Here is a 23,861-nt window from a genome sequence, read left to right as displayed (position 1 = left end):
AACAAAATAATTGCACCAAAAAAGTGCATTTTACTGCCTAAAATCGTTAAATTTGTTGGGTAATACAAATAAAAAGTATATCCGCATCGCAAAAATCATAGCATTTAAACTGCCTTTTATTGCAGCAACTACAAAACATGAAAACTCACATTTAATCGCAAAACTTTTTGTCATAAAATGGTATGATAGAAAACGTTTTTTAGCTTATGCGGCAAGTATGGTTATTGCCTTAGTTAGCGGTACCTTTATTTAAGTGTTACAAGTTTAAGTGTTACAAGGAATTCTCGTGAGCCAACTCTCTGCCACCCAATCACCCGTTTCACCTGCTTCAACCAACCAAAGCATGCCATCAGCATCAAGCATGATTCAACGTGGCAATGGATTACAAGTGGTGGTTGGACTTGGCAAATCAGGCTTGTCGGCAGTCAACTATTTACACGCGCTTGGCTACCCCGTAGCTGTCACCGATGCCGGTCTGCCCAAACTTGCCGAGCATTTGCCAACCGATATAGTGACCAAGTTTGGCGCATTAGATGGCGAGCTGTTGGCAGTGGCAGATCGCATTATTATCAGTCCTGGTATCGACCCTTATTTGCCGGTGTTTGATGGCGCACGTGCGAAAAAAATCGCGATTGTCAGTGATATTCAATTGTTCCATGAAGTAGCTAAACAGCGAGATATTCCGATTATTGCGATTACCGGCTCTAATGCCAAAAGCACCGTCACCACCCTAGTTGGCGAGATGGTCAAAAATGCGGGGTTAAAAGTCGGTGTCGGTGGTAACTTGGGAACGCCCGCGCTTGATTTGCTACTTGAGCCCATACAGATGGCGGTGCTTGAGTTATCCAGCTTTCAACTACAGACCACCACCAATTTGGCCGCTAAAGTAGCCACTGTGCTTAACATGTCGCCTGACCATCTAGATCGCCATGGCAATATGCTTGGCTATCACCAAGCCAAACACCGAATCTTCCAAGGCGTGCAATCCATTGTGGTCAACCGCGAGGACTTGCTTAGTCGCCCGTTGGTAGCCGATGATATGCCCACCCTTACCTTTGGTAGTAACGCACCGGATATGAATCAGTACGGATTGATAAAAGATAGCGATGGTGAAATCTGGTTAGCCCGGGGTCGTGAGCGGTTGCTCAATGAAAAAGACGTGCCGATCAAAGGTGAACATAATTTGGTGAATGCGCTGTCAGCCTTAGCAATTGGCGAGTTGGCGGGTCTGCCGTTAGAGAGTATGTTGACAACATTAAAAAACTTTGTCGGGCTGCCACATCGCTGTGAATTTATCACAACTACTCATCAGCTTGATTGTTTTGACGACTCTAAAGGCACTAACATTGGCTCGACCATCGCGGCAATTTTGGGGCTAGGTAAAGTATATGCACCCAAAGGCAAAAAACTTGCAGTGATTTTGGGCGGGCAAGGTAAAGGTCAAAACTTTGCTGAACTGGCAAAATCCCTGATGGCTTATGCGCAAGTGGTGTACTTTATCGGTGAAGATGCCGATAAAATCGCGGCTGATTTGGCATCAGCCGGTCTAGATACTCAAAATTCTGCAGGGATTGTGTTAACCAAATGCCAAACTATGGAACAAGCGGTCAAGCAAGCTTGGCAAGACCAGTCAACATTCCCCGCTTTAGGCGTATTATTGCTATCACCTGCTTGTGCAAGTTTTGATCAGTTTAGTGGCTATGTGGAACGTGGACAAGTTTTTCAACGCTTAGTCAAACCACAATAATCATTCGCTAGTGTATTTTTAATATTTAGGTTGTGTTATGCCCGCGCCCCATTCGACTTCTTCGTCACTTTCTTCATCCCTCTCAGCTAACATCGCTTCTACTAAGAAAAGCCGGCAGTGGATTCCGCCCATCAATTCGGTGCTATTAACCACGGTGGCAACCATTATGGTATTTAGTCTGTTGATGGTGGCGTCCGCATCAATACCTTTTGCACAAACCAAAAAACTGGGTGATTTTTACTTTTTTTATCACCAACTGGCGTATATGGGAATCGGTGCAGTTCTTGGTTTACTGGTATATTTTATCCCGCTTCGCAAGACGTTTCGCTTAGATTTTATTATGTACGCGCTGTTGGCTTGTCTGTTGCTGATTATTTATACTCTAATCGGTGGGTCAGTGATTAACGGTAGTAAACGTTGGATTGAATTGGGTGGTATCAATTTTCAGCCCTCTGAATTGGCAAAATTGTTGATGATTTTGTACACCTCAGATTATCTGGTGCGCCGATCGGAAGAGATTCGCAATCATTGGAAAGGCTTTTTGCGGCTAACACTGATAGCCATGGGGCTGATTTTATTTATCATGTTGCAGCCTGACTTTGGCTCGGTGGTGATTATTGCAACCTGTATTGCGGCGATGATTTTTGTCGGCGGCTTACCCATGCGCCAGTTTTTTATCATCATGGGTGCCATGTTTTTGGCAGGCACCATGGCGATTATGGGGGCAAGTTACCGACTAAAACGGGTAACCTCGTTTTTAGATCCGTTTGATGACTTAAAAAATAGTGACTATCAGCTAGGTCGCAGTATTGTAGCCTTTGCCCGAGGTGAATGGTTTGGTGTCGGCTATGGGGAAAGTATCCAAAAACTCTCCCATTTACCGGAGGCGCATACCGACTTTTTACTGGCGATTACTGGTGAAGAGTTAGGCTTAGTGGGTGTGTCGTTTTTACTGGTGTTACAAATTATTTTGGTCACCACGGTTATGCGCATTAGCTACCAAGCGCTAGCACGGCACCAAACACGCTTAAGCTATTTTGCGTTTGGGGTTGGGATTTTGTTCTTTGGGCAAATTTTTGTTAATGCCGGCATGACCATGGGGATGCTACCTACCAAAGGGTTGACCATGCCATTTTTTAGCTATGGTGGTTCTTCTATGGTGGTCAATCTGATTATCGTCGGATTGTTGATGCGAATTATCAAAGAAAGCCCAACGATTCCTGCCAATCAATGTCGTTATTATTAACAGGTTGCCAAAAGATTTTGTAAGCTATCGACTTCAATACGCTGTTTGCCTTGTAGCGGCGTATGATCCCATTGGCAAACCGCTTGTTCGAGCATTGTGGTCGGTTTATCCATATCAATCGGCGGCTGTTGCAATAATTGCAGTGCCGTTTTGATAAGTTGGGGTGCAGGGTAGGCGTGAATCGGCTCTGCTAGCGTTTGCTTAGACAGCTTTTGCCCTTGTGCATTCACCAAAATGGGTAAGTGGTAGTAGTATTGGTTAGGGGGAAAATTTAAATAATCCGCGATGACCATTTGCGGTATCGTCAATGGTAATATATCCAGACCCCGCACGATTTGATTGACGCTTTGTTGCGCGTCATCAATTACCACTGCAAGCATATAATTAATCATGCCTTTGCTGGCGGTTGGCGTATTTGAGAAAGACCGCCCAATGCACCGCCTTCTGACCACAATATCACCCTGTTCTCGTTGCGGATTGCCTGAAATTACCCCTTGCAGCTGATCGAAAAAAAGCATTGGGTTATTTGGCATCACTAAGCGAATGGCATGATCGCGCGATAGCCGCTTATGGACACAGATTCTAGGATAAGGGTATTGGGTATTGGGGTGGGCGAGTTGATAAGTTTGCAGGGATTTACGACTGCAATCACAGCCATAACTTACTGCTTTTAGTTGCTCATCCAATAGCGCGTGATACGTATCTAGGTGTTGCGACTGGTAACGAACGTTACCATCCCAGTGCAAGCCTAATCGATCCAAATCTGCTAAAATCAAATCGCTAAATTTTGGATGACAGCGCTCAGTATCAGTATCTTCAATGCGTACTAGCCACTTGCCTTGCGCTTGCTTAGCGATACAGTAACTGGCAATCGCAGTCACCAGTGACCCCAAATGCAAAGCTCCCGTCGGAGAGGGAGCAAAGCGACCAATAACAGGAGGCGTTGATAAATTAAGCATGACCCCATGCTTGTTTTTCTTTAATCTCTGATAAGGTTTTGCAATCGATACATTGGGTTGCCGTTGGACGGGCTTCTAAACGACGCACACCAATCTCCACACCGCAAGTCTCACAAAAACCGTAGTCGCCACTGTCAATCTCGGCAATCGATTTATCAATCTTGCGAATCAGTTTACGCTCACGGTCACGCGTGCGCAGTGCCAACGCAAACTCTTCTTCTTGGGTAGCGCGGTCATTAATATCAGGCATCGCTGTTGATTCATCTTGAATATAAGATTTGGTCGATTCAGCTTCGCTAATTAACTGCTCTTTCCAATCTAATAAAATTTTTCTAAAATGCGCAAGTTGTGCGTCATTCATATATTCTTCTTCAGCCGCTGGCTGATATGGGGTAAAGCTTAATTCACGTTCATTTTGGGCAGATGCCATAGCTAATTCCTTTAAAAACCGATAGTGATACAATTTTAAGTTTACAATTTCATTACGAGTTCAGCACTTAAGCCAATGACATCGCGTTATTAACGCTTTAAACACTGTAATTCGCCAGTATATGAAATCAAACTAAAATAAACGCTAAAACCTTAATAAACAAGCTAACCAAACTTTCACGACATTAAGTTTATGAACATAAGTTCAACAACCATGAAAAATTAGTCAGATAGTATCTGTTCTTTTGATACCAGTTGCAAGTAACCCATTGTTATATAAATTTATCCAACGTAAACCAGGCGCAATTTCGTCAATGGTATAATCTTTACACAAGGGTTTAAACTGTAGGCTAGTTGATGGGCAGCCAAACACAGATATCCCATAAGTAATCTTATGCATTTCTTGGTGAATATGACCGACAAATATAGCTTTAATGCGGTCTAGATACGGCATTACCACTTCCCAAAAACGGTCCGCATTGATTAGGGTGTACTCATCAAGCCATGTTGAATCGATTAATACCATCGGATGATGACAAAAAATTGCACAAGGACGATTGGCGTTCGCTAACTGTTGCGCCAGCCACAGCAATGACTGCTCGTCAATTTTGCCATGACTGTGTCCCTCACAAGAGGAGTCTAATAACAGTAAGTCCCAATAATCGGTGGCAATACTATAGCAGTTTTGCAGGCGAGTATCTGCTTTGACAGGCAAGTGACGGCGCTGGGCAAAAGGTAGATGATGATCAAGCTCTAGGGTCACATCATGATTGCCTGGGATGGCTATAAACGGAATGTTGACGTCGTCTAAGATTGCAAATAAACGGTCATAATTTTGCGGGGTAGGTTCATGGCATAAATCCCCCGTCAGTACCAACAAATCAACATCATCGCGCTGTTGTTTGACCAAGGATAATACCGACTCAAATGTATCTGCGGTATTAACGCCATTCATTAACTTATTAGGGTCATTAAAAAGATGCAGATCACTTAATTCAATAATTGAAAAATAATCAGCATGGTGTTGTGATATCGAACTTGGCAGTAACGTCACTCAGTTATCCTTAGAATAATGACGGTAATCGTGGCAGTACAACTTTATCAAACAACGGTTAATTGACTTAAGTCAATCAAATAAGGCATGTTTTATATCACAAATGCTCATAATTGACAAACACAATAGCAAAATAATTGTTTGCAGAGTCTCATTCTAAGCATTCGATAAAAAAAGGTGACTATTGGCAGCGCTGACAAACACCTGAAAGCTCAATAATGCTTGACTGAGTGGCAAAATTGGTCGATTGCTCAACCTCAGTTAGCATGGTCTGGATAGATGGGTGGCTAAACTCTTGCACCTCGCCACAGCATCGACAGACCAAAAAAGCGGCAACATGGCGATCGGTGGGCTGAGAACAAGCAAAAAATGCCTTACTGGAATTTAATTGATGAACCAAACCATGCCTGAGCAAAAACTCCAAACTACGATATACAGTTGGCGGTGCGACGACTTTTTCGCTCGCTGATTGTAGCAAATCCAATAATTCATACGCCCCAATAGGCTGCGCGGCAAGTAAAATCAAACGATACACTTGCTCTCGCAATGCCGTAAAACGTAAACCTTGCGCTTGGCAATCTTGTTTTATCTGAGCAATCTGAGCTTCAACCTGCTCAGGCGTCATTTGTGGCATAGACATAGATAGGTGGCGACAATTTGCGTCATAACTATTGGCTGATTGAATAGAACTTCCAGTTGATTGAATAGAACGTTGGGTCATATCACATAAAATCATCAATAACTATCAAATTACTTTAGCATGAAAACCGCATAATTTGTCTGAGAAATTAGCAGTTCGGCTATAAAACTACCCGACAATATAACAAGTCTAACAACACACTACCCATAATGACTGGCGATTAACGTCAGCGTAGATAAAACAACCTTTAGCCAAATTTTTAATCAAGATTCTGCTATACTAATTTCATCATTCCTGCCCACAATCAGCTAGCCCTTATTTTGCTATGTCAAAACCTGCCAAGCCATTTGACCCACAGTCTATCCAACAATCCATCAACAAGCAGTCGTGGCTGATACTTGGACTGGTTGCTATCGGTGTTGCGTTGGATGTTTGGCAAGGCAATAGCCAGTATGTGGTGAGTAAAAATCTGCTAGCAGGTAGTGTGCTAGGGTGGGTGAGTCAAATCATCTTTGCTAAAATTTCCCTGAGCAAATCGGGCTATCAGCAGCGTCGTCAAATTGTTCATCTTTTTTACCAAGCGCATATGGCAAAATGGGTGTTGACCATTGTTGGGTTTGCACTGATTTTTCTGCTGTTAAAACCGCTAAACGCCATTGCGGTATTCGCAGGATACTTAATTTTGCAAATGAGCTACCTCATTATCACTTACCGAAATCCTTGGTGAAAAAAGGCTATTTACAATTATTTGGTAATAAAAGAAATAACCTAAACTAAATCACAAATAAATCCATTTAATCCTTTACAAAAAGGTAACAGTTGAATTAATATAGTGAAAATTTTTTAAAGGTGCGATTGCTCAGCGCTAGTTGGCTAAAAAGAATTAGTTTTCAAGCAATTGCATATATGTTTTACTGATGACCCACTTATTTGAGTCAAGCAAAACACAGTAGGTCGATAGCCTATATTATTACGTTGATAAACAATTCGTTTATTCACGGTTCATCACCTTAGTTAAGCAGATTGCTTAAACGCCTCGATGTGCCTTTGACGTCATGTTTGCACTTCTCATTGAGTATCATCAGCTCAGTTAGATACGATTATAGTGTTAAGTTACAAATTTTTGTGATTAGACAAAATATCTGACGCTAACTCCCTCTATTATCGGCTCAATATAAAAAAGAAGTTAAGATTATGGCAGAAGCAAACGCAGAAATTACTTCAAATGAGTATATCAATCACCACTTGACAAACTGGACTTTCGGTAATCACCCAACAGAAGGTTGGATAGTTGCCGAAACCAAACAGCAAGCTTCTGAAATGGGTTTCAATGCGATTCATTTAGACTCAATGCTGTGGTCGATTGGTTTAGGGGTTCTTTTTTGTGCCATTTTTTATATGGTGGCAAAAAGAGCGACCTCGGGTGTACCCGGCAAAATGCAAGCTTTTATTGAAATGATTGTGGAGTTTGTTGATAGTAACGTTCGTGATACTTATCATGGCACATCAAAGGTTATTGCGCCATTAGCACTGACAATTTTTGTGTGGATTTTCTTGATGAACTTCATGGATCTTCTGCCAGTTGATTATTTGCCTGTCATTGCACAAAAAATTGGTGGTCTGCTAGGACATAACCCACACCATGTTTACATGAAAGTCGTACCAAGTACTGACCCAAATGTGACGCTTGGTATGTCGTTCTCAGTATTTGCACTGATCATTTTTTATAGTATTAAAGAAAAAGGTTTTGGCGGTTTTATTGGTGAATTAACCCTTCATCCATTTAGCGCAAAAAACCCAATCGCTAAAATCTTATTGATTCCAGTGAACTTTATCCTAGAGTTTGTAACTCTAATCGCAAAACCTATCTCACTTGGCTTACGACTTTTTGGTAACATGTATGCAGGTGAATTAATTTTTGTGTTAATCGCCCTTATGCCATTTTGGATTCAATGGGTGTTATCAGTACCGTGGGCAATCTTCCACATTTTAGTAATCACTTTGCAAGCGTTCGTTTTCATGATGCTAACCATTGTCTATCTTAGCCTTGCATCACAAACTGAACATTAATTTCAAAACAGTAATGAGGATACATCAATGACTCTAGAAGGTATGACCGTTCTTGCCGTTGCTTTGCTAATCGGTTTAGGTGCACTAGGCACAGGTATTGGCTTTGCAATCTTAGGTGGCAAATTCTTAGAGGGCGTCGCTCGTCAACCAGAACTAGGTTCACAATTGCAAACTCGTATGTTCATCGTGGCAGGTCTTCTTGACGCCGTACCGATGATCGGTGTTGGTATTGCAATGTTATTGTTATTCGCAAATCCTTTAGCAGGTTAATAGGTACACTATCAGTACAATGTCCACATCATCTTATGTGGACAAGGATTGAAGAAACTTAATTAACGAGGGATTCTAAGTGAATATCAATGCAACCCTAATTGGACAATCGATTGCATTCGCCATCTTCGTGATGTTTTGCATGAAGTTTGTGTGGCCGCCTTTGGTTGCTGCTATTTCGGATCGCCAACGTAAAATCGCAGATGGCCTAAATGCTGCCGAAAAAGCCAAAGCAGACTTAGCAACTGCATCACAAGCTGCAGAGCAAGAGCTTATTGCAGCAAAAGCAAAAGCCGCTTCACTCATTGACCAAGCGAACAAAAGCGCCAATCAAATGATTGAAGATGCCAGAGTGCAAGCACAAGTGGAAGGCGAACGTATTCGTCAACAAGCGCGTGAAGCAATTGATCAAGAAATTAATAAAGCCCGTGAAGGTTTACGCGCGCAGGTTGCAGAACTTGCCGTACTCGGTGCCGAAAAAATCTTACAAGAAAAGGTCAATCCAGAAACTCATGCCAATATGTTAAACCAATTGGCAGCCAAGTTATAAGTAGCAACCGTACAGTGAGGATATGATGGCTGATTTATCAACCTTAGCAAGACCCTATGCAAAAGCAGCATTTGATTATGCTAAAGAGCATCACGCTGTCAATGAGTGGCAAGATTACTTAAACGTGATGAATGCCATCGTTAGTGATAAAGCATTTGCCGATTATATCAATAATCCAGCAGTTGCTGCACAAGCTAAAGTCGCTACTTTAAAAGACCTTTATAACCAAAGTTCACCTGAAGATAGCAATACCGTGTTTAAAACTTTAAGCACCGCTATTGAGGGTGGGGCACAAGCAGATTCCAATGCTTTTGTTAATTTTTTGACGCAACTTGCAGAGCAAGATCGTTTGGCATTATTACCCAGTATCAATGAGCGTTTTGGTTTATTAAAAGCCGCTGATGCAAAAGAAGTTCATGCATATGTCACGTCGGCATATCCATTAACGCAAGTGCAAGAGCAACTCATTGAACACCGACTTGCTACCTCCCTAGGCGCGAAGGTCGTACTACATGTCAATGTAGACCCTGCCCTAATTGCAGGTGTGACGATTAAGGTCGGTGACAAAGTAATCGATGACTCTGTACGTGGCAAATTAAAACAGTTAAAAACACAGCTGACGGCATAAATTTCAACAAAATTGATTCTAGTCAGTAAAAATTAAGGAACAGTGCAATGCAACAATTGAATCCAGCGGAAATCAGTAATCTGATTAAGCAGCGAATTCAAGACCTGACTGCGGGTGCCACAGCAAAGAACGAAGGCACTATTGTCATGGTATCTGACGGTATCGTACAGATTCATGGTCTTGAAGATGCCATGTACGGCGAAATGATTGAGTTTGAAGGTGGCGTATATGGTATGGCGCTAAACCTTGAACAAGACTCAGTCGGCGCGGTTGTTCTAGGTGAATACTTGAATCTCCAAGAAGGACAAAAAGCTTACTGTACTGGTCGTATTTTAGAAGTACCAGTTGGACCCGAGCTTTTAGGTCGTGTGGTAGATGCACTGGGTAATCCTATCGATGGTAAAGGCCCAATTAACGCCAAATTAACGGATAAAGTTGAAAAAATCGCCCCAGGCGTTATCGACCGTCAATCAGTTGATGAGCCAGTAATGACAGGTTATAAAGCTGTTGATACCATGATTCCAATCGGACGTGGTCAACGTGAGCTTATTATTGGTGACCGCCAAACTGGTAAAACAGCCATGGCAATCGATGCGATCATCGCGCAAAAACACTCGGGCATTAAATGTGTATACGTAGCCGTTGGTCAAAAACGTTCAACAATCGCAAACGTGGTACGTAAACTAGAAGAAACGGGCGCATTAGCTTATACAACGGTTGTGGTTGCATCTGCTTCTGAACCTGCAGCGCTGCAGTACATCGCGCCATACTCTGGTTGTACTATGGGTGAATACTTCCGGGACCGCGGTGAAGATGCACTTATCATTTATGATGATTTATCAAAACAAGCCGTAGCCTATCGTCAAATTTCATTGCTTTTACGTCGTCCACCAGGACGTGAAGCTTACCCAGGTGACGTATTCTACCTTCACTCACGTCTATTAGAGCGCGCTTCACGTGTAAGCGCTGAGTATGTAGAAAAATTCACCAACGGTGCGGTAACAGGTAAAACAGGTTCGTTAACTGCCTTACCAATTATCGAAACCCAAGCAGGTGACGTATCAGCATTCGTACCAACCAACGTGATTTCAATCACCGACGGTCAGATATTCCTAGAGTCAAGCTTGTTTAACTCAGGTATCCGTCCAGCGGTGAATGCGGGTATTTCAGTTTCTCGTGTGGGTGGTGCAGCGCAAACTAAAATCATCAAAAAATTGTCAGGTGGTATCCGTACCGCATTGGCACAGTATCGTGAATTGGCAGCTTTTGCACAGTTTGCTTCTGACTTAGATGACGCGACCCGTAAACAGCTTGACCATGGTCAACGTGTGACTGAATTGATGAAACAAAATCAATACGCACCAATGAGCATCGCTGAACAAGCTGCGGTAATTTATGCTTCTAACGAAGGTTATCTAGCTGATGTCCCAGTGAACAAAGTGGGTGCATTTGAAGCAGGTTTGTTACGTTACCTACGTGACCAACATGGTGATTTTATGGCAGACATTGATAACACTGCCAACTATAATGATGATATCGCAAACCAATTCAAATCAGCGATTGAAAACTATAAGCAAAATCATTCATTCTAAGATTTACTGAAATTTTAGAACTGCATTGTCATAGAACAAATGAACAAAGGGGTTATGATTACTTTGTTCATTTTTCCAAATTTCGTCCATGTTACATCAATGGGCGTGGACTGAAACTAAACATGGCTGTATGGATTATTTATGGCAAGTTTAAAAGAAATTCGAGCAAAAGTTGCTAGTATTAAAAGTACCCAGAAAATTACTCGCGCCATGCAAATGGTTGCAGCGAGTAAGATGCGACGTGCCCAAGAACGTATGCAACTAGGTCGTCCTTATGCTGATAGCATGCGTCGAGTGGTTTCTCATCTAGTTAAAGCTTCACCAGACTACAAACATCCTTACCTAGTACCTCGTCCGGTTAATCGTGTTGGCTATATTGTAGTCAGTTCTGACCGTGGTCTTGCAGGTGGTTTGAATATCAACTTATTCAAAAGATTGATGCAGCACGTTAAACAACAAAAGAGCCAAGCGGTTGAAACGCGTTTTGCGGTGATTGGTCAAAAAGGCGTGAGCTTCTTTAAAACATTCGGTGGTACGGTGATTGCTGCGGAAACTCACTATGGTGATAACCCAAGCTTTGAGCAACTTAGTGTGCCAGTTCAAGTAATGCTTGATGCGTATAATCGTGGCGAAATTGATGAGATTTACCTGGTATATAACGAATTCGTTAATGCCATGACCCAAAATCCTAGTGTGCAACGCTTAGTACCGATTGCGGCTGAGTCTTTGGTTGATGAAACGATGGCAAATCGTGAACACAGCTGGGACTATATCTATGAGCCAACTACCAAAGAGCTGCTTGATGGTTTAATGGGACGTTATGTTGAATCAATCGTCTATCAAGGCGTGGTAGAAAATATTGCTTCTGAACAGTCTGCACGTATGGTTGCTATGAAAGCAGCAACGGATAACGCAGGTAACTTAATTAACGAATTACAATTGGTTTACAACAAGCTGCGTCAAGCGGCGATTACCCGAGAAATTTCGGAAATCGTTGGCGGTGCTGCTGCTGTTTCATAATTGACCTACATTCAAGGAGAGCGTAATGAGTAGCGGTCGTATTGTACAGATTATTGGCGCGGTTATTGACGTTGAATTTGACCGTCAAAGCGTACCAAGAATTTATGATGCCTTAAAAGTTGAAGGCACAGAAACTACATTAGAAGTACAACAACAATTGGGTGATGGTATCGTACGTACTATCGCCATGGGTTCTACTGAAGGTCTAAAACGTGGTCTACCAGTTAGTAATACTGGCGCACCAATCTCTGTACCTGTGGGTAAAGGCACCCTAGGTCGTATCATGGATGTTTTAGGACGCCCAATCGACGAAGCAGGTCCGGTAGAGCATAGCAACACTTGGGCGATTCACCGTGAAGCGCCAAGCTATGATGAACAATCGAATTCTACTGAGCTTTTAGAAACGGGTATTAAAGTAATTGACTTACTATGCCCATTTGCTAAAGGTGGTAAAGTCGGTCTGTTCGGTGGTGCGGGTGTTGGTAAAACCGTTAACATGATGGAACTTATCAACAACATCGCAAAAGCACACTCAGGTTTATCGGTATTTGCTGGTGTAGGTGAGCGTACCCGTGAAGGTAATGACTTCTACCACGAGATGAAAGACTCAAACGTACTTGATAAAGTGGCAATGGTGTATGGTCAGATGAATGAGCCACCAGGAAACCGTTTACGTGTTGCCTTGACAGGTTTGACCATGGCAGAATACTTCCGTGACGAAAAAGATGAAAACGGTAAAGGTCGTGACGTATTATTGTTCGTTGACAATATTTATCGTTACACGCTAGCGGGTACTGAAGTATCAGCATTATTAGGTCGTATGCCATCTGCGGTAGGGTATCAGCCAACGCTTGCAGAAGAGATGGGTGTATTACAAGAACGTATTACTTCAACCCAATCAGGTTCTATCACCTCGGTTCAAGCGGTATACGTTCCTGCGGATGACTTGACTGACCCATCACCCGCGACAACCTTTGCTCACTTAGACGCAACAGTTGTATTGAGCCGTGATATTGCCTCACAAGGTATTTACCCAGCGGTTGACCCACTAGACTCAACGTCACGTCAGTTAGACCCACTGGTCATTGGTGAAGAGCACTATGCTGTTGCTCGTGGCGTTCAAGAAGTATTACAACGCTTTAAAGAGTTGAAAGACATTATTGCGATTTTGGGTATGGACGAATTATCAGAAGATGATAAATTAGTAGTGTACCGTGCACGTAAAATCCAACGTTTCTTGTCACAACCTTTCCACGTTGCAGAGGTATTCACCGGCTCACCAGGTAAATACGTACCAATCCGTGAAACCATTCAAAGTTTTAAAGCAATCTTGAATGGTGAGTATGATGACTTGCCAGAACAAGCATTCTACATGAAAGGTGGTATTGAAGAAGTGGTTGCTGCAGCAGAAAAACTACGCGGCTAATTTCTCAATCAAACCCTGTTAATTTAAACTATATTAACAGGGTTTTATCAACCTAATTTTGCGATACCATAGGAGAGAACTGTGGCAACTTTACAATGTAATGTCGTCAGTGCGAAAGAAACTATCTACTCTGGTGAGATTAGCATGTTAATTGCTACTGGTGTAGAAGGTGAAGTCGGTATTTTGCCAGGACATATTCCTTTTATTACGCTATTAAAACCAGGTACTATGCAGATCAAAACCAGCAATGGTAATGATGAAATGGTGTATGTGTCAGGTGGTGTTTTAGAAGTACAACCGCATTTAGTGACGGTATTGGCAGATACGGCAGTACGTGCAAATGACTTAGATGAAGCCAAGATTTTGGAAGCACGTCGTCATGCAGAACAAACCTTGCAAAATCAAAAAGCAGATATTGACACTTCTGCGGCTTTGGCAGCATTAGCAGAATCTTTGGCACAATTGCAAACCTTACAAAAATTCAAAAACCGTGCCTAATTTTGATGCGAACGTGTTTAAAGACAGTGGCTATGACCACTGTTTTTTTATGGGTGGTTAAAGATATAAGTGCTTAAAACAAGAGTGCTTAAAAATCTGCTAATTATCTTTTAAACCAAAGCTAGCAAGAAAATTTTATCAGTTATTAAATAGACAACCTTATATGGTATGTTTTTAAAGCTTGTTATATGTGGTATTTATACTTTTTTTATGTTTAGTTACGTTTTAACAATATTAAATTGGCTATTTTTTCGCTAAATTAATTCAATTATATTGTAGTAGTACAGGTAATACGTAAACTTTCATTACCTATTGCTGATAGATAAATAAAGATATATTCTGATATAAGTATTAAGAGTATGTATAAAATTTTTTGGAGGAAATTATGTCAGAAGAAGAGTTGATACCCCGCGTATTGATTGTAGAGGATGATGAGCGTCTTGCCACCTTGACCCAAGATTATTTGCGTAAAAATGGTTTAGATGTGGCAATTGAAACTGATGGTAACCGTGCCATTCGTCGTATTGTGGCTGAGCAGCCTGACATGGTGGTGCTTGATGTGATGTTGCCAGGTAGTGACGGTTTGACGGTATGCCGTGAAGTGCGTCCTCATTTTCATAACCCTATCTTAATGTTAACCGCGCGTACCGAAGATATGGACCAAGTATTAGGTCTAGAAATGGGTGCGGATGACTATGTGGCAAAACCGGTTCAACCGCGTGTGTTATTAGCACGTATTCGTGCGCTATTGCGCCGCTCTGATACCGCGCCAACCGATGAAGTGCCGCAGCGTCTTGAATTTGGCGATTTGGTTATTGATAACGGCGGTCGTTCGGTTACTTTGAATGATGAGCTTGTTGACTTTACCAGTGCGGAATATGATTTGCTGTGGTTATTAGCATCCAATGCGGGTCGTATCTTATCGCGTGAAGATATTTTTGAACGTCTGCGTGGTATCGAGTATGATGGTCAAGACCGCTCGATTGATGTACGTATTTCTCGTATCCGTCCAAAAATTGGTGATGATCCAGAAAACCCAAAACGTATCAAAACCGTTCGCAGTAAAGGCTATCTGTTTGTCAAAGAAAACTAACATAGTATTGATAAACACAGTATCGATAAAAAAGTCAGCATCAAGCTGGCTTTTTTATTGCTGTTTATTTTGCTACCTAGTAATTGGTAGATTTAGCACAACAATTTGCTACGTTACTAGACAATCGCTTCATGAATTTTACATTGTAATATTAATTTTGCTAGGTAATAATACGGCTATTATCTTTCGACCTTAACCCTAGATTTTTATGCCACTATTATCGTCCTTAAACCAATCCATCTTTCTGCGGATTTATGCAGGTCTGTTACTTATCTGTTTGTTGGTTGCGTTGTTTGCGCAACTGCTTATCACCACTATTAATGCAGAGCGCGTACAGACTTATCGCGAGGATATGGCATCAGCGGCATTTTATCTCATTGACTCAGGATTGTCGCGCCAAGTAACGGCGCAAGAGCGTAATTTTTGGCTCTCTGATGTCAGTACTTTATTTGATACTAAGTTTGAAATCGAACCGACCTCAAAAGCGGATTTTAAAACCAGCGAAATTAATCGACTCAACAAACAACAAGCCGTAGTACGTTTTAATGGCGATACCAATACCGCAGAGATTTATCATAAAGTATCGGGTGAGAACAACGTCTTGCATGTCAGCGTCAATAAACTCAATGAGCAACAAATTAAAGGGATAGGCGTGTTGCTACTCGATGATTTGTCTTACTATCGCACCTTGGCAGAAAAACAGCAACGCTTGCAACAAATTCAAAAATTTTTCCCTTTTAAGCTCACTTTGCAATCTATTAATAAATTGCAGCTTGATACCGACCAAAAAGCGCGCCTGTATCGCAAAGATATCGTGATTATGTTCCGTGACAATACCAGTGTAGAGAATTCATCGATTAGGGTATTAGCACCGACTGAAATCCAAGATACCGTGGTGGATTTGGGACCTATTCCGCTATTTAACTGGTTTCCGCTTAATCTGATTATTAGTATCACGCTCATTAGTATGTTCTTGATTAGTTTAGGGGTGTATGCGCTAATTTTCCCATTAGAGCGTAAATTGCAGCTCATTCAAAGTGGTATCACTAAAGTGCGCGAAGGTAAGCTCAATACCAAAGTAAAAGTCGTGGGCGAAGATGAAATTGCCCATCTAGCCGCAACCTTTAATAGTATGACTGAGCACATCCGCCGTTTGATTGAATCACAGCGCGAGTTGACCCGTGCCGTATCTCATGAGCTGCGCACCCCAGTAGCACGTATTCGCTTTGCCGTGGATATGCTAGCTGATACGGATGATTATGAAGATCGGATGAGTCAGCGTGATTATATCGATCAGGATATTGAATCGCTCAATGGCTTAATTGATGAAATTTTGACCTATGCCAAGCTTGAGGAAGGCTCACCTAAAATGGACTGGGAAGATGTCGATTTGCAAGAACTCGTTTCGCAGATTGTCCGTGAGACCAATGCGCTTGGTAAATCTATCACCGTCAAAGTAGGCAACATGCAAAAAGGTGCGTTTGCACAAGCCGATAGACGCTATTTACACCGCGTGTTGCAAAACTTGGCAGGTAATGCCACCCGGTATGCCGAAAGCACTATTATCATCTCAGCAGGCTTAGAAAAAAATGAAGCCTTTATCAGTGTGGAAGATGATGGACAGGGTATTCCAGAAAAAGACCGTGAAAAAGTCTTTATCCCATTTGCGCGTTTGGATGATAGTCGTACCCGTGCCTCGGGTGGTTATGGTCTCGGCTTATCAATCGTGTCTCGAATTGCGTTTTGGTTTAATGGTCGCATGTCAGTAGATGAAAGCCCTACCTTGGGTGGGGCGCGATTTATCATGAAGTGGCCGAAAAGCCAGCTAGCTTCAAGTATTGAAGCCGATGAAATTACCCAAAAAAGTAGCGAGAAAAAATATACGCAAGCGCAAGGGTCATAAGCTCGTTACCAGTGACACTTGCAAATTAGCTCAGACTGGGCTAAATTTTAGTGAGTTATGCAATGGTTTAGCAAAATTTGCGCACATCAATTAACCGATGAGCGAAATCATCACAAGCGAGGATGGCATGCGTTACCTGTTTTTAGCCTTAGTGGTACTCAACATGGCGGTTTTTGGTTATTATAGTTTTTTGCGCAAACCTACTGAAAGCCAGTCCGTCTCGCAGGCGCGCGCAGCATTGATTCATCCTGTCACAGCCACCGATGTGTCAAGTGAACTACCCCCCATGATTGGTACTAAAAAGTAAAAATGGCTACCCAAACCAAAGTTATCAAAACCGAAGCTATCAACACCAAAGTTACTAAAGAATCATGATTAGCCTAACCTATTAAGCAACCAATTAGTCTTTTGTCATCTTTATTCTATAATCGGAATATTCACCACCACTACTAAACCGCCGCCATTGGGCTGATTACGAGCGATGACGCTACCATTGTGCAGGTGAGTAATGCGGCTTACAATCGCAAGCCCAAGTCCACTCCCTTGCGTGGTACGTGCCGTTTCGCCCCGCTCAAACGGCTGCATAATCCGCTCAAGCTGATCTTCGGCAACGCCTTGCCCTTCATCGCTAACTTTAATGGTTAAGTATTTTTGTCTAGAGGTTATCTCTGGCGTTAGATTTTCATCGGTGACCACTTGCTCGGTAGGCTGTAGAGCATTATCAATGCTAATCTCAATATGAATGGGCGGCTGACCATAGCGACAAGCATTATTGACCAAATTAACAATGAGACGTTTAATGGATAAAGGTCGCAATGGCACACTGGGCAGATCTTCTTGGATATCGATAATAAATGGGGTAGGGGCAAATTGCACCACAATCTCGTTAATGATGGGACGCATATTGGTCAATCGTACCGCTTCATCTGAGCCATCTTTCATAAATGAAATAAACTGCTCCAAAATCGCGTCCATGTCCTCAATATCATACACTAGCCCTTCACGCAAAAACTCATCGGGTAGCATCTCGGCTGTGAGTCGCATCCGCGTCAGTGGCGTGCGCAAATCATGGGAAATACCAGCGAGCATAATATTGCGTTCTTTTTGGGTTTGGGTCAGGTTATGAAACAGTCGGTTAAATGCCAAATTCACCTGACGAATCTCTGTTGAGCCTTCATTGGTCGCCAAATTGTTGGCGTGCCCAAGGGTGATGTAATCAATCGCCACTTTTTGTAGGCGTTTGAGCGGGCGATTTAATTGTCTGACCAAAAACAAAATGGTCAGCAACGTGGCAAGCGGAATCCCCAATAAGAAAAAATAAATCGACGTTGGGCTATATTTGGCATAAAACTTGACAGGCTCTTGCAGCCAAACATCCGGATGCGCGCTGTCTTGAATATACAAAATCGGTACGGGTTTGAATTTAAAATTGACCGATACAGGACGCTGCATCACGGTTTCCATCTGTGTTGCCATCTGCTGGGTAAAATAATCTACCAAGGTTTTTTCTTGAAAAGAGGGTATCTGTTGTGGGTCAGTAATCACGTTAATATGTGAGGCGTCAATAATCCAATTTTTAAGCTCGGGATTGTTTTTAAAATCTTTATCCGCTTTATCAATCATCAACAGCTGATGGGCAAGATAAGTCGCATGGTTTTGTAGCTCTGGTAAATACAGACTGCGCCAAAAAAACCACAGCGACAACGCCACGCTCACCAGTACCATCAACATCACCATCAAGGTGGTTTGCCAAGTGTGGCTATAGCCTTTAAGTTTGGGTAAATGCGGTTTCATGCTGGGGTATCCTGATGGTGGGTTTACAGCTTAGCCAAAACGGGCAACGGCACTGGCATCCTGTTATAATACGCAGATAGCTTGGCAAAATTAAAGGGGCAATCATGCAGTTTTCAAAGTTTGGTGAAAAGTTTACCAAAAACAGCGGTATTTTGCAGTTAATGGATGATTTGGGCAACGCGCTTAACAGTGAGCAACCGATTAATATGCTCGGCGGTGGCAATCCAGCACGTATTGATAAAGTTAACCAAACCTATTGGTCGGTGTTTAAAACCTTAGCTAAAGGTGATATGGGCTCAATGGCCATCGAAAATATCGGAAACTATTCAACGCCGCAGGGCGATGCCAAGTTTATTGCCGCATTGGTAGATTTTTTTAATCGCCATTATGATTGGGGACTTACCACAGACAATATCGCCCTGACCAATGGCTCACAAAACGCATTTTTTTATTTATTTAACTTGTTTGGTGGGCAGTTTGACGATCAAGCACAAGGCGGCATTGATAAAAAAATTCTATTACCACTTGCTCCAGAATATGTGGGTTATGCCGATGCCCATGTGGATGGGCAGCATTTTATCGCAGTGCCACCCAGCATCGAATTTGTGCAACATCAAGGTGAAGACGGCTTTTTTAAATACCGAGTCGATTTTGACACGCTAGAAAATTTGGCTGAATTGCACAACGGCGAAATCGGGGCAATTTGCTGCTCACGCCCGACCAACCCAACAGGCAACGTGCTGACCGATGACGAAATGGCACGCCTTGAAGCGATTGCCAAGCGCTTTGATATCCCCCTGATTATCGACAATGCGTATGGGATGCCGTTTCCCAATATCATCTATAGCCAAGCCACACTCAATTGGAATGAGCAAATTATTTTGTGCTTTAGCCTATCAAAAATCGGTTTGCCTGGGGTGCGTACAGGGATTGTGGTCGCCAATCCGCAGGTGGTCAAAGCGATTAGCAGCCTAAACGCCATTGTTAATCTAGCGCCGACCCGTTTTGGCGCGGCGATTGCGACGCCACTACTACAAGATGACCGGCTAAAAGATTTGTCAGACAATCATATTCGTCCGTTTTATCAAGGACAAGCCAAATTAGCGGTGCAGCTGCTAAAACAAGAACTGGGCGACTTGCCAAGCCCCTATAACAATGCGATGAAAATCCACAAGCCTGAAGGCGCGATTTTCCTGTGGGTATGGTTTAAAGATTTGCCGATAACCACGGTTGAGTTGTATGAGCGATTAAAAGCCAAAGGCACATTGATTATCCCTAGCGAGCATTTCTTTGTTGGCGTGGATACTGAAAACTTTAAACACGCCCATGAGTGTATCCGCCTAAGCATCGCCCAAGATGATGACACGCTGAAAAAAGGGATTGCTACGATTGGGGAAGTGGTGAGGGAAGTTTATAAAGTACAAAATCGATTTAATTGATTGATTTATTAAGTTATATTAGTTTATCAATTTCATAAAATTTAATGATGTGAGATCAGAATGCTTAAGGATTTTGAATTAAAAAATTATGGACCAATTAATGAAGTTCATGGAAAAAGACTAGGAAAAATTAATCTAATTCTTGGCAAAAATAGTACAGGTAAGACTTTTTTACTCAAGGCATTATATAGTGTACTTCGTAGCCATGAAGAATCTAACAGAGGTAATTCTAATCAAGATTTTTCTGAAGTTTTAAGTGATAAACTATATTGGACTTTTCAAACTGAAAAAATTGGTGATATCGTCACAAAAGGTGATGGTAAGAAACTGTCAACAACCATTACTTTAGAGGATGAAAGCTCGCTATTTTTCAGTTTTGGCAAAGATACTAGTGTAAAAGTAGCTAATATAGAGAATAATCTTACCAAAAGGGAATCTAATTCTATTTTTTTACCACCTAAAGAAGTTTTGTCATTGATAGATGTAATTTACAAATCTGCTGTTATTGATAAACTTTTTGGTTTTGATGCTACCTATGTTGATTTAGTTAAAGCACTAAAAATACCAACTCAAAAAGGGCGGAATTTAGATGCTTTTGCAAGCTCTCGTAAGCAACTGGAAAAAATGTTTTCAGGGAAGGTAGAGTTTGATGCTAAAGGTCAAAGTTGGATTTATAAAAAAGGAAATAGTAAGTTTTCCATAATGACAACTGCAGAAGGTATTAAAAAGGTTGCTATTCTTGATACACTTTTGGGAAATAGATATTTAGATAAAGATTCAATCGTATTTATTGATGAGCCTGAATCTGCTTTGCATCCTACTGCTATTGTTGAGTTGCTTGATATTATTTATGTACTGTCTCAAGCAGGGATTCAGTTTTTTTTAGCGACTCATTCTTATTATGTCATTAAAAAGCTATTGTTAATTGCTAATAAAAATCAAATGCATATTCCCACACTAATGGCCAATGAAAATGGTGAATGGGAGCAAACTTGTCTTCTTGAAGATGGATTACCAGAGACTGAAATTATCAATGAGTCTATTCGGTTATTTGAGCAAGAGTTTCAAGGAATTTAAGTTAGAATGATTACAATAAAAGAATCTGGCGTGACATTTGGACATTTTGATGAAAAAGATATTTATAAAATAGAGAATTCCGCAGGACATCAAGGATTGGGTGATGGTTTTAAAATTGTTGAATTTACTTATTTAAGAAGTAATGTATTATTTTTTATTGAAGCAAAGTCATCTATACCAAAACCAGAATCAACTTCAGATTATGAAGCTTTTTGGCAAGAAATTTTAGAGAAATTTGAAAATGCGTTACTATTGGAGTTAATGGGATGTTTGCGAAGGAATCAGCAAGTCTATAATGAATTAGCCGACAATCATAAAAATATTGATTGGGAAACTATAGATATTCATCTTAGACTCGTCATAAAACCTGTTCCAAAAAAACATTTACCACCTATTACCGATAAATTTAGAGCAAGATTTAAGAAAGTGTTAAAACTATGGGCTATAAATCCCAATAATCTTTTCGTAATTAATGAAGAATTAGCAATTCAAGAAAAGCTTGCGATTTAAAAAAGGGATACATGTCCCTTTTTTAAACGTTCCACTCCACAAAATTCTTCAATAGTTGCAACCCTGCGGTATGGCTTTTTTCGGGGTGGAATTGGGTCGCAAACAAATTATCTTTAATCACACTGGCACAAAACTCGATGCCATAATCACAGGTTGCCGCCACAATCGAAGTATCAGACGGCACACAATAAAAACTATGCACAAAATAAAAATGGGTATTATCTTCAATCCCTTGCCATAGCGGATGCGCCAAATCCATATGGGTGATAGTATTCCAGCCCATATGCGGCACTTTAATGCGTTCGTTTTTGTCATCTAGCCAATGATCATCAAAGCGTTTGACGTCACCACCCAGTACCCCTAGACAGTCTACCCCGTCATTTTCTTCTGAGCGCTCAAACAACGCCTGCATCCCGACACAAATCGCCATCACAGGCTTATTAAATACAGCCGTTTTGACAGCATCAGCAATACCTGCTGCCTGCATCTCTGCCATACAGTCGCGCATTGCCCCTACGCCAGGAAAGACAATTTTGTCCGCTGCCGCAATCACCGCCGGGTCACGCGTGATCGACACATCAGCGCCCACTGCCGTCAAGGCTTTACCTGCCGAATGTAAATTACCCATGCCATAATCTAACAATGCAACCTTTGTCATCTGTCATCCTGTTGTCAAAAAAAGCCCAAAACTGCGATTAAACGCTGATATCACTTGGCGCTCATCATCGTCAATTACCAAAGAAGTTTTGAAAAATGCCAAAATAGCCATTATATTAATATCATCACATTGCTGCGCGAATAGCATTATTCGCAAAATTGTAAGGACAATAATAATGGCAGAAAAAAACTATTATGACATTTTAGGCGTCGATAAAAAAGCCAGTGAAGCAGATATTAAAAAAGCCTATCGCAAACTGGTGCGACAATATCACCCTGATATCAACGACTCACCCGATGCCGACGCCAAAATGGGTGAAATCAATAACGCCTATGAAACGCTCAAGGACGCTGAAAAACGCGCCCAATACGACCTGATGCTCGACAACCCTTATATGGGTCAAGGCTTTGGCGGTATGGGGGGCGGCATGGGCGGCGGTCAGGGCTTTAATGCCAATATGAGCCAAGCGGATTTGGATGAAATCCTCCGTCAGTTTGGTGGTGCCGGTGGGTTTGGCGGTCGTCAATCGCAAGGCGGAGGTGCGGGTGGCTTTAGATTTGATGATATTTTCTCGACATTCGGGGGCGGGGCAGGCGGGTTTTCAGACGGATTTGGTGGCAGACAGTCGCAACGCTCGACCAAAGGCGACGATCAGCATGCCGAGTTATCAATTGATTTAAAAGCCACTTATGAAGGCGATACCCGTAAAATCAGCCTAAATTTACCCGTACAAACCGCGACAGGGCTGGATTATCAAACCAAAACCATTGAAGTCAAAATCCCCAAAGGTATTGCCGAAGGGCAACAAATTCGCTTGGTAAAACAAGGCAATCCAAGCCCGTATGGCGGTGATAATGGCGATTTGTACCTAAAAATTAAATTTAATCATTCAGACAATATCCGTGTAGAAGGCAAAGACGTTTTTCAAACGGTAGACGTTGCGCCTTGGGAAGCAGCCATGGGCGGTCAAATCACGGTCAACACGCCTGCTGGCAAGGTCAATGTCAATGTACCAAAAAATAGCCGCACCGGTACCAATCTTCGCCTTAAAGGTAAAGGTATCCCAGCCAAAGAAGCCGGTGATTTGTATTTAAGCTTAAATATCGTGTTGCCAAAAATCGATACAGACGCAGATGTCCAAGCGTTTGAAGCGTTCAAATCGGCATTTGCCTCATTTGCGCCAACGCGCTAATCTATTGATAACTAAGCTGTATTGATAACTAAGCAAAAAAAACAGGCAGTACAATAAAAAAAATGA

24 protein-coding genes are annotated in these 23,861 nt (G+C 41.9%); 18 read left to right on the top strand and 6 right to left on the bottom strand.

Annotation, left to right across the window (positions count from 1 at the left end; genetic code table 11):
* Positions 1–361: 361 nt before the first annotated feature.
* Both murD and ftsW read left to right on the top strand, forming a co-directional pair.
* Positions 362–1,747, top strand: a complete 1,386-nt coding sequence (gene murD, locus RTL34_RS08700; protein ID WP_312116250.1) for a UDP-N-acetylmuramoyl-L-alanine--D-glutamate ligase — start codon at positions 362–364, stop codon at positions 1,745–1,747.
* 37 nt (positions 1,748–1,784) lie between these two features.
* Positions 1,785–2,993 carry a putative lipid II flippase FtsW gene (gene ftsW, locus RTL34_RS08695; protein ID WP_203171267.1) on the top strand — a complete coding sequence of 403 codons (1,209 nt, stop codon included), beginning with the start codon at positions 1,785–1,787 and terminating at the stop codon, positions 2,991–2,993.
* Here ftsW and gluQRS read toward each other — a convergent pair.
* The 4 genes from gluQRS to RTL34_RS08675 all read right to left on the bottom strand — a co-directional run bounded on the left by gluQRS (position 2,990) and on the right by RTL34_RS08675 (position 6,156).
* Positions 2,990–3,952, bottom strand: a complete 963-nt coding sequence (gene gluQRS / locus RTL34_RS08690; RefSeq protein ID WP_312116239.1) for a tRNA glutamyl-Q(34) synthetase GluQRS — start codon at positions 3,950–3,952, stop codon at positions 2,990–2,992. The genes ftsW and gluQRS overlap by 4 nt on opposite strands.
* Entirely contained in the window at positions 3,945–4,382 is a 438-nt protein-coding gene (gene dksA / locus RTL34_RS08685; RefSeq protein WP_007115815.1) for an RNA polymerase-binding protein DksA, read from the bottom strand. Before dksA ends, gluQRS begins: the two co-directional genes overlap by 8 nt.
* 225 nt (positions 4,383–4,607) lie before the next feature.
* Positions 4,608–5,435 carry a metallophosphoesterase gene (locus RTL34_RS08680; protein WP_312116237.1) on the bottom strand — a complete coding sequence of 276 codons (828 nt, stop codon included), beginning with the start codon at positions 5,433–5,435 and terminating at the stop codon, positions 4,608–4,610.
* Between the two features lie 181 nt (positions 5,436–5,616).
* A complete protein-coding gene (locus tag RTL34_RS08675; protein WP_312116235.1) occupies positions 5,617–6,156 on the bottom strand; it encodes a Fur family transcriptional regulator in 540 nt (179 codons plus the stop codon).
* Between the two features lie 244 nt (positions 6,157–6,400).
* Here RTL34_RS08675 and RTL34_RS08670 point away from each other — a divergent pair, with 244 nt between their 5' ends.
* The 12 genes from RTL34_RS08670 to RTL34_RS08615 all read left to right on the top strand — a co-directional run bounded on the left by RTL34_RS08670 (position 6,401) and on the right by RTL34_RS08615 (position 17,432).
* Complete coding sequence (locus RTL34_RS08670; protein ID WP_312116233.1) at positions 6,401–6,802, top strand: ATP synthase subunit I; 402 nt, start codon at positions 6,401–6,403, stop codon at positions 6,800–6,802.
* Positions 6,803–7,269: 467 nt separating this feature from the next.
* Positions 7,270–8,145 carry a F0F1 ATP synthase subunit A gene (gene atpB, locus RTL34_RS08665; protein WP_007115819.1) on the top strand — a complete coding sequence of 292 codons (876 nt, stop codon included), beginning with the start codon at positions 7,270–7,272 and terminating at the stop codon, positions 8,143–8,145.
* A 27-nt stretch (positions 8,146–8,172) separates the two neighbouring features.
* Positions 8,173–8,415 (top strand): F0F1 ATP synthase subunit C, encoded by a 243-nt coding sequence (gene atpE / locus RTL34_RS08660; RefSeq protein WP_007115820.1) that lies wholly within the window; start codon positions 8,173–8,175, stop codon positions 8,413–8,415.
* A 79-nt stretch (positions 8,416–8,494) separates the two neighbouring features.
* Entirely contained in the window at positions 8,495–8,965 is a 471-nt protein-coding gene (locus RTL34_RS08655; RefSeq protein WP_036594652.1) for a F0F1 ATP synthase subunit B, read from the top strand.
* Positions 8,966–8,990: 25 nt separating this feature from the next.
* Positions 8,991–9,593, top strand: coding sequence for a F0F1 ATP synthase subunit delta (locus RTL34_RS08650; RefSeq protein WP_076775457.1), 603 nt, complete (start codon positions 8,991–8,993; stop codon positions 9,591–9,593).
* A gap of 47 nt (positions 9,594–9,640) precedes the next feature.
* The gene (atpA, locus tag RTL34_RS08645; RefSeq protein ID WP_144918688.1) at positions 9,641–11,185 is read left to right on the top strand and encodes a F0F1 ATP synthase subunit alpha; all 1,545 of its coding nucleotides are present in this window, start codon (positions 9,641–9,643) and stop codon (positions 11,183–11,185) included.
* 141 nt (positions 11,186–11,326) lie between these two features.
* A complete protein-coding gene (atpG, locus tag RTL34_RS08640; protein WP_284034977.1) occupies positions 11,327–12,205 on the top strand; it encodes a F0F1 ATP synthase subunit gamma in 879 nt (292 codons plus the stop codon).
* Between the two features lie 25 nt (positions 12,206–12,230).
* Positions 12,231–13,631 carry a F0F1 ATP synthase subunit beta gene (gene atpD / locus RTL34_RS08635; protein WP_007115825.1) on the top strand — a complete coding sequence of 467 codons (1,401 nt, stop codon included), beginning with the start codon at positions 12,231–12,233 and terminating at the stop codon, positions 13,629–13,631.
* Between the two features lie 81 nt (positions 13,632–13,712).
* Positions 13,713–14,129 (top strand): F0F1 ATP synthase subunit epsilon, encoded by a 417-nt coding sequence (locus RTL34_RS08630; RefSeq protein ID WP_065253551.1) that lies wholly within the window; start codon positions 13,713–13,715, stop codon positions 14,127–14,129.
* Between the two features lie 385 nt (positions 14,130–14,514).
* On the top strand, positions 14,515–15,222 hold the full coding sequence (locus RTL34_RS08625; protein WP_007115827.1) for a response regulator: 708 nt from the start codon (positions 14,515–14,517) through the stop codon (positions 15,220–15,222).
* Positions 15,223–15,430: 208 nt separating this feature from the next.
* Positions 15,431–17,125 carry an ATP-binding protein gene (locus RTL34_RS08620; RefSeq protein ID WP_312116223.1) on the top strand — a complete coding sequence of 565 codons (1,695 nt, stop codon included), beginning with the start codon at positions 15,431–15,433 and terminating at the stop codon, positions 17,123–17,125.
* A gap of 97 nt (positions 17,126–17,222) precedes the next feature.
* A complete protein-coding gene (locus tag RTL34_RS08615; protein WP_312116221.1) occupies positions 17,223–17,432 on the top strand; it encodes a hypothetical protein in 210 nt (69 codons plus the stop codon).
* Positions 17,433–17,542: 110 nt separating this feature from the next.
* On the opposite strand, the gene RTL34_RS08610 is transcribed toward RTL34_RS08615, so the two are convergent.
* Complete coding sequence (locus RTL34_RS08610; RefSeq protein ID WP_312116219.1) at positions 17,543–18,919, bottom strand: ATP-binding protein; 1,377 nt, start codon at positions 18,917–18,919, stop codon at positions 17,543–17,545.
* A 104-nt stretch (positions 18,920–19,023) separates the two neighbouring features.
* On the opposite strand from RTL34_RS08610, the gene RTL34_RS08605 reads away from it, so the two are divergent.
* From RTL34_RS08605 to RTL34_RS08595, 3 genes are read left to right on the top strand one after another with little or no spacing between them, the layout of a single operon-like run.
* Complete coding sequence (locus RTL34_RS08605; protein WP_312116217.1) at positions 19,024–20,358, top strand: valine--pyruvate transaminase; 1,335 nt, start codon at positions 19,024–19,026, stop codon at positions 20,356–20,358.
* 60 nt (positions 20,359–20,418) lie between these two features.
* Positions 20,419–21,435 (top strand): AAA family ATPase, encoded by a 1,017-nt coding sequence (locus RTL34_RS08600; RefSeq protein WP_203171275.1) that lies wholly within the window; start codon positions 20,419–20,421, stop codon positions 21,433–21,435.
* A 6-nt stretch (positions 21,436–21,441) separates the two neighbouring features.
* Positions 21,442–21,945 (top strand): hypothetical protein, encoded by a 504-nt coding sequence (locus tag RTL34_RS08595; protein WP_282842149.1) that lies wholly within the window; start codon positions 21,442–21,444, stop codon positions 21,943–21,945.
* Positions 21,946–21,967: 22 nt separating this feature from the next.
* Here RTL34_RS08595 and hisH read toward each other — a convergent pair whose 3' ends face one another.
* Complete coding sequence (gene hisH / locus RTL34_RS08590) at positions 21,968–22,603, bottom strand: imidazole glycerol phosphate synthase subunit HisH (RefSeq protein WP_312116214.1); 636 nt, start codon at positions 22,601–22,603, stop codon at positions 21,968–21,970.
* Between the two features lie 175 nt (positions 22,604–22,778).
* On the opposite strand from hisH, the gene RTL34_RS08585 reads away from it, so the two are divergent.
* On the top strand, positions 22,779–23,795 hold the full coding sequence (locus tag RTL34_RS08585; RefSeq protein ID WP_312116212.1) for a DnaJ C-terminal domain-containing protein: 1,017 nt from the start codon (positions 22,779–22,781) through the stop codon (positions 23,793–23,795).
* The last annotated feature ends 66 nt before the right edge of the window (positions 23,796–23,861 follow it).

It is taken from the genome of Moraxella sp. CTOTU47915 (genome assembly GCF_031986685.1).
Taxonomy (GTDB): domain Bacteria; phylum Pseudomonadota; class Gammaproteobacteria; order Pseudomonadales; family Moraxellaceae; genus Faucicola; species Faucicola tetraodonis.
Note: the sequence above shows the minus strand (reverse complement) of the source record. Positions and strands in the feature narration are given on the sequence as shown.